Raw genomic sequence first — 10,678 nt, forward strand, 5'->3', positions numbered from 1 at the left:
CCCCTCGCACGTATGCGGACCGGCGCCCCCGTCCGCGTGCGGACCGGAAGCCCCCTCGCACGTATGCGGGCCGGAACGCCCCTCGCGCCGGTACGGATCCGGGCTAGCCGGCCAGGCAGGACGGGCCGAGCAGCACCTTCAGGTCGCCGAAGAGCGCCGGGTCGGGCTGCACGCGGTGCCGGTCGAGCCGCAGCACCGTGGTCTTCCGGGGGCCCTGGAGCTTGATCCGGACCTCGGTGTTGCCCTTGTGGTGCCCCAGGATCTCGCCGAGACGGCTGATCATCGGCGGGGTCACCTTCACCGTGGGGATGGTGAGGACGACCGGCGCGTTGGTGCCCGCGTTCGACAGGTCGGGGACCATCAGCTCCATCGCGACCAGCCGCGGGACGTCCTCGCGCTTGTCGAGGCGGCCCTTGACGAAGACGACCGCGTCCTCGACCAGCTGGGTGGAGACCAGCTGGTAGGTGGCTGGGAAGAACATGCACTCGATGGAGCCGGCCAGGTCCTCGACGGTGGCGATGGCCCAGGCGTTGCCCTGCTTGGTCATCTTCCGCTGGAGGCCGGAGATGATGCCGCCGATGGTGACGACCGCGCCGTCCGCGTGCTCGCCTCCGGTGAGCTGGGAGATGCCGGCGTCGGTCTTGTCCGACAGGACGTGCTCCAGACCGAAGAGCGGGTGGTCGGAGACGTACAGACCGAGCATCTCCCGCTCCTGGGCGAGCAGGTACGACTTCTCCCACTCGACGTCGGAGAACTCGACGTCGAGGCCGAAGCCCGGTTCGCTGCTGTCCTCGTCGCCCATGCCGCCGAAGAGGTCGAACTGTCCCTCGGCCTCCTTGCGCTTGACCGCCACCACGGTGTCGATCATCGGCTCGTGCTGGGCGACCAGGCCCTTGCGGGTGTGGCCCATGGTGTCGAAGGCACCGGCCTTGATCAGCGACTCGATCGTGCGCTTGTTGCAGACCACGGCCTCGACCTTGTCGAGGAAGTCGGGGAAGGAGCTGTACTTCCCCTTGCTCTTGCGCGTCTTGATGATCGACTCGACGACGTTGGAGCCGACGTTGCGGACGGCGGTGAGGCCGAAGAGGATCACGTCGTCGCCCTGGGCGGCGAAGTTCGCCTCGGACTCGTTGACGTTCGGCGGGAGCACCTTGATGCCCATGCGGCGGCACTCGTTCAGATAGACGGCGGACTTGTCCTTGTCGTCCTTGACCGAGGTGAGCAGTCCGGCCATGTACTCGGCCGGATGGTTGGCCTTGAGGTAGGCGGTCCAGTAGGAGACCAGGCCGTACGCGGCGGAGTGCGCCTTGTTGAAGGCGTAGCCGGCGAAGGGGACCAGCACGTCCCACAGGGCCTGGATGGCCTCGTCGCTGTAGCCGTTCTTCTTGGCGCCGGCCTGGAAGATGGTGAAGTTCTTCGCCAGCTCGTCGGGCTTCTTCTTGCCCATGACGCGGCGGAGGATGTCGGCCTCGCCGAGCGAGTAGCCGGCGATGATCTGGGCGGCCTTCTGCACCTGCTCCTGGTACACGATCAGGCCGTAGGTGACGTCGAGGACCTCCTTGAGGGGCTCCTCCAGCTCCGGGTGGATCGGAGTGATCTCCTGCTGCTTGTTCTTGCGCAGGGCGTAGTTCGTGTGCGAGTTCATGCCCATCGGGCCCGGGCGGTAGAGCGCGGACACGGCGGAGATGTCTTCGAAGTTGTCCGGCTTCATCAGCCGGAGCAGGGAGCGCATGGGGCCGCCGTCGAACTGGAAGACGCCGAGCGTGTCACCGCGCTGGAGCAGTTCGAAGGTCTTGGGGTCGTCGAGCGGGAGGGCGAGCAGGTCGAGGTCGATGCCCTTGTTCGCCTTCACCATCTTGACGGCGTCGTCCATGATGGTGAGGTTGCGCAGGCCGAGGAAGTCCATCTTCAGCAGGCCGAGCGACTCGCACTGCGGGTAGTCCCACTGCGTGATGGTGACGCCGTCGGTGTGCCGCACCCAGATCGGGGCGTGGTCGACGATCGGCTCGCTGGACATGATCACGCCGGCGGCGTGCACACCCATCTGCCGGACCAGGCCCTCGACGCCCTTGGCGGTGTCGATGACCTTCTTCACGTCCGGCTCGTTCTCGTACATCGCCCGGATCTCGCCCGCCTCGCTGTAGCGCGGGTGGCTCGGGTTGGTGATGCCGTCGAGGTCGATGCCCTTGCCGAGGACGTCGGCGGGCATGGCCTTGGTGAGGCGGTCGCCCATCGCGTACGGGTAGCCGAGGACGCGGGCGGAGTCCTTGATCGCGTTCTTGGCCTTGATCTTGCCGTACGTGCCGATCATGGCGACCTTGTCGGCGCCGTACTTCTCGGTCACGTACCGGATCACCTCGACGCGCCGGCGCTCGTCGAAGTCGATGTCGACATCGGGCATCGAGATGCGCTCGGGGTTGAGGAAGCGCTCGAAGATCAGGCCGTGCGGGATGGGGTCGAGGTCGGTGATGCCCATGGCGTACGCGACGATCGAGCCGGCCGCGGAGCCTCGGCCGGGGCCCACGGCGATGCCCTGGCTCTTCGCCCACATGATGAAGTCGGCGACGACGAGGAAGTAGCCCGGGAAGCCCATCGAGATGATGGTGTCCATCTCGTACTCGACCTGCTTCATGCGGTCCTCGGGGATGCCGTTCGGGAAACGGCGGTGCATGCCCCGCATGGTCTCCTCGCGGAACCAGGTGACCTCGGTGTAGCCCTCCGGGATGTCGAACTTCGGCATGAGGTTCTTGGCCTCGAACATGCCGGTGGTGTCGACCTGCTCGGCGACCAGGAGGGTGTTGGCGCAGCCCTGCTGCCAGGCGTCCGAGGAGTCGATGGCGTACATCTCGTCCGTGGACTTCAGGTAGTAGCCGGTGCCGTCGAACTTGAAGCGGTCGGGGTCCGAGAGGTTCTTGCCGGTCTGGATGCACAGCAGGGCGTCGTGGGCGGCGGCCTCGTGCGCGTAGGTGTAGTGCGAGTCGTTGGTGACCAGCGGCGGGATGCCGAGCTTCTTGCCGATCTCCAGGAGCCCGTCGCGGACCCGGCGCTCGATCTCGATGCCGTGGTCCATCAGCTCCAGGAAGTAGCGGTCCTTGCCGAAGATGTCCTGGTACTCGGAGGCGGACTTCAGGGCCTCGTCGAACTGGCCGAGGCGCAGCCGGGTCTGGAGCTCGCCGGAGGGGCAGCCGGTGGAGGCGATCAGGCCCTCCGACCACTGGGAGATGGTCTCCTTGTCCATCCGGGGCCACTTCTGCAGCCAGCCCTCGGCGTAGGCGTCGGAGGAGAGCTTGAAGAGGTTGTGCAGACCGGTGGCGTTGGCCGCCCAGATCGTCTTGTGCGTGTAACCGCCCGAACCGGAGACATCGTCCTTCTTCTGGTGCGGCTGGCCCCACTGGATCTTGCGCTTGTTACGGCGGGACTCGGGCGCCACGTACGCCTCGATGCCGATGATCGGGGTCACACCGGCCTTCTTGGCCGAGTGGAAGAAGTCGTAGGCCCCGTGCAGGTTGCCGTGGTCGGACATGGCGATATGGGTCATGCCCATCTCGTTGCACGCGTTGAACATGTCCTTCAGCCGCGCGGCACCGTCCAGCAGGGAGTACTGGGTGTGGACGTGGAGGTGCGTGAAGGGCGGCCTGGTCACGGTGGGGATGCCTCCAACGATGAATTTCTGGGGGGACAGCGTGGAAGTCTACGTCGCCCCACTGACAACACTCGGGCACTCGGCGGTACGGTCGCGCGTTGGGAGACAGGGAACACCTGTCCCCTTTTGTCACGCACCATTTTCGGCCACTCTTCGTGCCGGATCGCCCACCAGGAGGCACCTTCGATGTCGGTCCCGCAGCCCACCGCCGCCGAGCGCGGTGAGCAGATCCTCGCCGTCTTCGACACCGCCTTCGGCGAGCTGCTCGCCGCCGACCCCGCCGCCTTCAAGGTCAAGTTCCGGAAGATGGCCGGCTCCGCCTTCGCCTTCTACCGGGGCACCGCCTGCCTCTTCTACAAGGACCTGGAGCGGGAGGCGCACGGCGGACCGTTCCTGGACGAGCGGACCGGCCGGGTGTGGATCCACGGCGATCTGCACGCCGAGAACTTCGGCACCTACATGGACGCCAACGGGCGCCTGATCTTCAACGTCAACGACTTCGACGAGGCGTACGTCGGCCCCTTCACCTGGGACCTCAAGCGGCTCGCCGCCTCGCTGGCCCTGATCGGCTACGCGAAGGCGCTCAGCGACGAGCAGATCACCGAGCTGGTGACGGTGTACGCCGCCGCCTACCGGGAGCGCATCCACGCGCTCGCGACCGGCGCCAAGAACGACGAGATCCCGCCCTTCACGCTGGACACGGCCGAGGGCCCGCTGCTCGACGCGCTGCGCGAGGCCCGCGCGCTGACCCGCTTCGGGCTGCTCGACTCGATGACCGAGATCCGCGAGTTCGAGCGCCGCTTCACCTCCGGCGGCGGATCCATCGAGCTGGACGCGGCGACCCGGTACAAGGTGCTCGCCGCCTTCGACGGCTACCTGGAGACGCTGCCCGAGTCCAGCCTGGCCCGCCCCGACTCGTACCGGGTGAAGGACGTCGTGGGCCGCCGCGGCATCGGCATCGGCTCGGCCGGCCTGCCCTCGTACAACATCCTCCTGGAGGGCAACAGCGACGCCCTGGAGAACGACGTCGTCATCTACATGAAGCAGGCGCAGACCCCGGCGGTCTCCCGGCATGTGACGGACGCGGCGGTACGGGGCTACTTCCACCACGAGGGCCACCGCACCGTGATCTCGCAGCGGGCGCTCCAGGCGCACGCGGACCCGTGGCTCGGCTGGACGGAGCTGGACGGGGCCGGGCAGCTGGTCGCGGAGGTGTCTCCGTACGCCGTCGACCTGGACTGGTCGGACATCGACGACCCGGAGGAGATCGCGGCGACCGTCGCCGACCTCGGCCGGGCGACCGCGGCGATGCACGCGGCGGCGGACGACTCCAGCGGCCACTCGCTGGTGCCGTTCTCGACGGAGCGGGCCATCGACGCGGCCATCGCGGCCGACGAGGAGGGCTTCACGGCGCTCCTGGTGGACTTCGCCCACGCGTACGGGGCCCGGGCGCGGGCCGACCACCAGATCTTCGTCGACCTGTTCCGCAACGGCCGGATCCCCGGCCTGTAAGCGGGCCTTGCGCGACGGCTCACAGCCCGGCCTTAGGGACCTCTTACGGCCGGGCATGGGACACTTCCCTCGCGATGGACATGGCAGGAATCCAGTTGAGAGCCCTCCGGGCGGCGTTCTTCACGGCACTGGTCGTGACGCTGTCCGTGGCCTCGCACGTCCTGCTGTCGGGGGTGCCGCTGCCGCTCGGCACGGTCGTCCCGGTCGCGGTGGCGGTCTTCGGCGTGGCCTTCGCGCTGGCCGGCCGCGAGCGCGGCTTCGGCCCGATCGCGGGGCTGCTCGTCCCGCTGGAGCTGGCCGCCGACACCCTGTTCACCAGCGGCCAGGTGGCCTGTTACGGGCCCGCCGGCGGCCCGGTCGCGGGGTCGCTGCGCTCGGTCGGCCTCGACGTGGACGCGCTGTGCGGCGGCGCCGTCGGCACCCCGCTGCCCGGGGTCGCGGCGCCCGGCTCCGCGGGCGTGACCGCCCTGCTCTCCTCCCCCGACCCGGCCGTGCCCTGGCTGCTGCTCGCCGCCCATGTGGTGGTCGGGCTGACCGCGGCCTCCTGGCTGCGCGGCGGAGAGCGGGCCCTGGCCCGGCTGCTGCGCGCGGCCGTGGCCTGCGCCTTCCGGCCGCTGCTGCTCGTGGTGGCCTTCGCCCGCACGGCCGGGACCGGCCGGCGGCGCGCCGGGCGCCCGGTGGAGCGGCCGCGCCGCTCCCGCACCCGGCTCTGGGCGCACTCCGTAGGACGGCGTGGACCGCCGTGCCTCGTCCTCGCCTGACTCCCCGAGTCGGCGCGCGGACCCAGCACGCGATTCCCCGTTCCTCCTCCCTTTCACGGAGTGCCCCACCATGAGCAAGCGCAACAGCCAGGAGAACAAGGCCGCCGCCCGCGAGCGGCTGCGCGCCGAGCGCGAGAAGCAGGCCAAGAAGGACAAGGCCCGCCGGCAGCTGATCGTCGCCGGGTCGGCGGTCGCCGTCCTCGCCGTCGCCGGCGGCATCGGCTTCGCCGTCGTCCAGGCCAACAAGCCGTCCCAGTGGGAGGCGGCCGCGGACGCGAAGAGCGTCACGGCGCCGAAGAACACCGAGGGCACCGACGGCACCACGGTCGTCATCGGCAAGCCCGAGGCGAAGAAGACCCTGGAGGTGTACGAGGACTCGCGCTGCCCGGTCTGCGCGACCTTCGAGCAGGGCGTGGGCGCCACCGTCGAGAAGGACGTCGCCGACGGCAAGTACAAGATCAAGTACATCGGCGCCACCTTCATCGACAACTCCGACCAGGGCCAGGGCTCCAAGAACGCCCTGTCCGCGCTGGGCGCGGCGCTCGACGTGAGCCCCGAGGCGTTCCTGAAGTACAAGGCGGCGCTCTACTCGACCCAGTTCCACCCGGACGAGCGCGACGACAAGTTCGCCAAGGACTCCTACCTGCTGAAGGTGGCGGACTCGGTGCCGGCCCTGAAGGGCAACGCCGACTTCCAGCGGAACGTCGAGGAAGGCACCTTCGACGCCTGGGCGATGAAGATGTCGAAGACCTTCGACAAGAGCGGGGTCACGGGCACGCCGACGCTGAAGATGGACGGCAAGGCCCTGACCGTGGAGGGCAGCAAGAACCCGCCGCTGACGGTGGACCAGTTCAACACGGCCCTGACGAAGGCCCTCAAGGGCTGACGCCCTTCCCGCCGCCGTTCTTCCTCTTCTTCCTCTTCCTCGCCGAGGTCTCTGGAATCGCCGGAATCGCCGGAGCGAGGAAGTGGAAGGAGAAGGTCCGGCGAATGCCGGACGAACATTCGTACAGACCCCTGCCCGTTCCTCCTACTCGGCGGTAATCTGACGGGCCGTGACCAGTCGTAACCTCATATCCGCCCCCAGCCGCCGCACCGTGGTGAAGGCCGCCGCCGTCACCGCCGCCGTCGCGCCGGCCCTGGTGGGCGCCGCCTCGACCGCACGCGCGGACTCCGGGGCCCCCGCGTTCCTGCACGGCGTCGCCTCCGGCGACCCGCTGCCCGACGGCATCCTGCTCTGGACGCGCGTCACGCCCACCCCCGACGCCGTGCCCGGCTCGGGCCAGGGCCCCGATGTCACGGTCGGCTGGGAACTGGCCGAGGACCGCGGCTTCACCCGGATCGTGGCCGAGGGCAGCACCGTCGCATCCGCCGGCTCCGATCACACGGTGAAGGCCGACGTCCGCGGACTGCGGCCGGCCACCGCGTACTTCTACCGCTTCACCGCGGGCGGGACCGTCTCCCCCGCGGGCCGCACCCGCACCGCGCCGGCCGCCGACGCGGCCGACGGCATCCGCTTCGGCGTGGTGTCCTGCGCCAACTGGGAGGCCGGCTACTTCTCGCCGTACCGGCACCTGGCCGCCCGGACCGACCTGGACGCCGTCCTCCATCTCGGCGACTACATCTACGAGTACGCGACCGGCGCCTACCCGGAGGCGAAGTACGTCGTACGGCAGCACCGGCCGACGCACGAGATCCTCTCGCTCGCCGACTACCGCGTCCGGCACGCCACCTACAAGACGGACGCCGACCTCCAGGCGCTGCACGCGGTGCACCCGATCGTGGCGATCTGGGACGACCACGAGTTCGCCAACGACGCCTGGTCGGGCGGGGCCGAGAACCACACGCCGGGCGCCGAGGGCGTCTGGGCGGACCGGGTGGCGGCGGCCAAGCGGGCGTACTTCGAGTGGATGCCGGTGCGCACCTCCACCGAGGGCACGGTCTACCGCCGGCTGCGCTTCGGCCGGCTCGCCGATCTGCACCTGCTCGACCTGCGCTCGTTCCGCTCGCAGCAGGCGGGCGTGGGCAGCGGCAAGGTCGACGACCCGGAGCGCACCATCACCGGCCGGGCGCAGCTGGACTGGCTGAAGGCCGGCCTGGTGGCCTCGGACGCGGCCTGGCAGCTGGTGGGCACCTCGGTGATGATCTCGCCGGTCGCCTTCGGCGCGCTGCCGGCCGATCTGCTCGGTCCGCTCGCCGAGCTGCTCGGGCTGCCCAAGGAGGGCATCGCGGTCAACGTCGACCAGTGGGACGGCTACACGGACGACCGCAAGGAGCTGCTGCAGCACCTGGTGGACCGCTCGATCCGCAACACGGTCTTCCTGACCGGCGACATCCACATGGCGTGGGCCAACGACGTGCCGGTGAAGGCCGCGACGTACCCGCTGTCGGCCTCGGCGGCGACGGAGTTCGTGGTGACCTCGGTGACCTCGGACAACCTGGACGACCTCCTGCACGTGGCGCCGGGCACGGTGTCGCTGGTGGCGGCGGCCGCGGTGAAGACCGCCAACCGGCATGTGAAGTGGGTGGACATGGACCACCACGGCTACGGCGTGCTCGACGTGACGGCCGACCGCTCGCAGATGGACTACTACACGGTGTCCGACAAGGCGGACCCCGACGCGACGGCCTCGTGGGCGCGTTCGTACCGCACGCTCAGCGGAACGCAGCGTGTCGAGCGGGTGTACCAGCCGGTACGGTGACCGATCATTTTCAGTCATGATCCGCTTTGTTAACGACGGATCACATGGCTACGGCGGGTGGTGAGTCCGGGGCTTCGAACCCGGACACATCCCCCGCCTTCGGCGCTCCTTCTGTTACGTCCGCGTCTCAAACTCCGGAAGCGGCGCAAGTTTTTCTTCCCGATGCCCCCATTTGACCGGTGAATGATTGGGCTTGATCAACCCTCAACGACATATGACATGGACGCGTAATCTCCCCGCCGTGGCGAGGAAGTACCTCTCCACGACCCCCCGCGAGGAGTCCCCCCGTGCGCGCTCTTGCCCGTATATCGCCGCGTATGTCGCGTCGTCTGCTCGGCACCGCCATCATGGCCGGAACCCTGGCCCTGGCGCCGCTCTCCGCCCCGGCGGCCGCCCCGGCCGGCGGCACCACCACCCTGGCCTCGGCCGAGAAGTGCGCCAACGGCGTCGCCGCCCTCTCCGGCGCCCGCAAGGCCAAGGGCAGCGCCACCCAGGCCGAGCCCAACGAGCTCACCGCCGCCCAGGCCAAGGCCATGGACGCCGACCTGCAGAAGAAGGTCACCGCCGCCCGCGCCGAGGGCCGGGTCTCCTCCGCCGCCGGTCTCGCCGCGGCCACGAGCATCCCGGTCTACTTCCACGTCATCCACAGCGGCACGGCGGGCAACCTCAGCTCGCAGGACATCAACAACCAGATCAGCGTCCTCAACGCCGCCTACGCGGGCCAGGGCACCGGCAACGTGGACTCGGGCTTCCAGTTCTCGCTGGCCGGCACCGACTACACGGACAACGCGACCTGGTACAACCTGACCTCCGGCTCCCAGGCCGAGAAGGACATGAAGACCGCCCTGCGCAAGGGTGGCGCGGGCGCGCTGAACATCTACACCGCCAACCTCGGCGGCGGCCTGCTCGGCTGGGCGACCTTCCCGTCCTCGTACAACTCCAGCCCGAACATGGACGGCGTCGTCATCCTCGACGCCTCGCTCCCGGGCGGCTCGGCCGCCAACTACAACGAGGGCGACACCGCCACCCACGAGGTCGGCCACTGGATGGGCCTCTACCACACCTTCCAGGGCGGTTGTAACGGCAACGGCGACTACGTCTCCGACACCCCGGCCGAGAAGAGCGCCGCGTACCAGTGCCCGACCGGCCGTGACTCCTGCACCTCGAAGCCGGGCGTGGACCCGATCCACAACTTCATGGACTACACGTACGACTCCTGCATGTACCAGTTCACCGCCGGCCAGGTGGCCCGCATGAAGGACTCCTGGACCGCGTACCGCGCCTGACGGTCCGTCCACACGACACGGCGGTGGCCCCGGGAAAACCCCCGGGGCCACCGCCCGTTCCACGCGGGAAGCCCTACAGGCTGTCCAGGAAGGACAGCGCCACCCTCCAGGTCTGCTCGGCCGCCTCGGCGTCCCAGTCCTGCGACTCCGCATCGGTGTAGAGGTGCCCGGCGCCCCGGTAGCGGTAGATCTCCACGTCCGCGCCCGCCCTGCGCATCTGCAGGTACCAGGCCGACAGCCAGTCGTCCGTCTCGAACGGGTCCGGCTCGGCCACGTGCAGCTGTACCGGCAGGTCGTCCACCGAGGCCGACTCGGCGATGTCCGAGGTGCCGTGGAGGAGCAGCAGCCCGCGCGCCTTCTCGTCCCCGAGCGCGAGCGTCTGCGCCACCGAGGCGCCGAAGTCCAGGCCCATGTAGACCAGGCCGCGCTCCGAGTACGGGGCCGCCGCCAGGACCGCCCGCTTCAGCAGCTCGTCCTTGCCGATCTCGTCCCGCAGCGCCATGCCCTCCTCGGCGGTCCCGGCCGTCCGCCCGTCGAAGAGGTCCGGAGTCCAGACCTGGTGTCCGGCGGTCCGGAGCCGTTCGGCGGCGGCCTCCACGGAAGCGTTCAGTCCGTGGACGGAGTGGAAGAGCATGATGTCCATGCGCTCCATCCTGCCACCCGCTCGGCAGCGGCTAGCTGTATTGGCCCGCAGCGTTGTTGACGCGGCTGATGGGCGGGTGTCCGTCGAGTGCGGTGTGGCAGCGGTGGTGGTTGTAGGTGTGGAGGAAGTCT

At 69.4% G+C, this 10,678-nt stretch carries 7 protein-coding genes and 1 pseudogene; 5 read left to right on the plus strand and 3 right to left on the minus strand.

Annotated features, from left to right (window positions below):
* Positions 1-103: 103 nt before the first annotated feature.
* On the minus strand, positions 104-3,643 hold the full coding sequence (dnaE, locus tag ACWEJX_RS09130; protein ID WP_451606871.1) for a DNA polymerase III subunit alpha: 3,540 nt from the start codon (positions 3,641-3,643) through the stop codon (positions 104-106).
* A gap of 186 nt (positions 3,644-3,829) precedes the next feature.
* On the opposite strand from dnaE, the gene ACWEJX_RS09135 reads away from it, so the two are divergent.
* The 5 genes from ACWEJX_RS09135 to ACWEJX_RS09155 all read left to right on the plus strand — a co-directional run bounded on the left by ACWEJX_RS09135 (position 3,830) and on the right by ACWEJX_RS09155 (position 9,904).
* Complete coding sequence (locus ACWEJX_RS09135; protein ID WP_451606872.1) at positions 3,830-5,155, plus strand: DUF2252 domain-containing protein; 1,326 nt, start codon at positions 3,830-3,832, stop codon at positions 5,153-5,155.
* Between the two features lie 74 nt (positions 5,156-5,229).
* The gene (locus ACWEJX_RS09140; RefSeq protein ID WP_451606873.1) at positions 5,230-5,916 is read left to right on the plus strand and encodes a hypothetical protein; all 687 of its coding nucleotides are present in this window, start codon (positions 5,230-5,232) and stop codon (positions 5,914-5,916) included.
* 70 nt (positions 5,917-5,986) lie between these two features.
* Positions 5,987-6,802, plus strand: a complete 816-nt coding sequence (locus ACWEJX_RS09145) for a DsbA family protein (RefSeq protein WP_451606874.1) — start codon at positions 5,987-5,989, stop codon at positions 6,800-6,802.
* Positions 6,803-6,971: 169 nt separating this feature from the next.
* On the plus strand, positions 6,972-8,618 hold the full coding sequence (locus tag ACWEJX_RS09150) for an alkaline phosphatase D family protein (RefSeq protein WP_451606875.1): 1,647 nt from the start codon (positions 6,972-6,974) through the stop codon (positions 8,616-8,618).
* Between the two features lie 317 nt (positions 8,619-8,935).
* Positions 8,936-9,904 carry a zinc metalloprotease gene (locus tag ACWEJX_RS09155; protein ID WP_451606876.1) on the plus strand — a complete coding sequence of 323 codons (969 nt, stop codon included), beginning with the start codon at positions 8,936-8,938 and terminating at the stop codon, positions 9,902-9,904.
* A 73-nt stretch (positions 9,905-9,977) separates the two neighbouring features.
* On the opposite strand, the gene ACWEJX_RS09160 is transcribed toward ACWEJX_RS09155, so the two are convergent.
* Entirely contained in the window at positions 9,978-10,547 is a 570-nt protein-coding gene (locus tag ACWEJX_RS09160; RefSeq protein ID WP_451606877.1) for a dienelactone hydrolase family protein, read from the minus strand.
* 31 nt (positions 10,548-10,578) lie between these two features.
* A pseudogene (locus tag ACWEJX_RS09165) lies at positions 10,579-10,678 on the minus strand (IS481 family transposase); the annotation flags it as partial.

The organism is Streptomyces sp. NPDC004788, assembly GCF_053601115.1.

Bases quoted from the DNA above. Each gene is read 5' to 3' on its own strand.
- ACWEJX_RS09140 (WP_451606873.1), top strand. From the start codon at position 5,230: ATGGACATGGCAGGAATCCAGTTGAGAGCCCTCCGGGCGGCGTTCTTC.
- ACWEJX_RS09135 (WP_451606872.1), top strand. From the start codon at position 3,830: ATGTCGGTCCCGCAGCCCACCGCCGCCGAGCGCGGTGAGCAGATCCTC.
- ACWEJX_RS09145 (WP_451606874.1), top strand. From the start codon at position 5,987: ATGAGCAAGCGCAACAGCCAGGAGAACAAGGCCGCCGCCCGCGAGCGG.
- ACWEJX_RS09160 (WP_451606877.1), bottom strand. From the start codon at position 10,547: ATGGACATCATGCTCTTCCACTCCGTCCACGGACTGAACGCTTCCGTG.
- ACWEJX_RS09155 (WP_451606876.1), top strand. From the start codon at position 8,936: ATGTCGCGTCGTCTGCTCGGCACCGCCATCATGGCCGGAACCCTGGCC.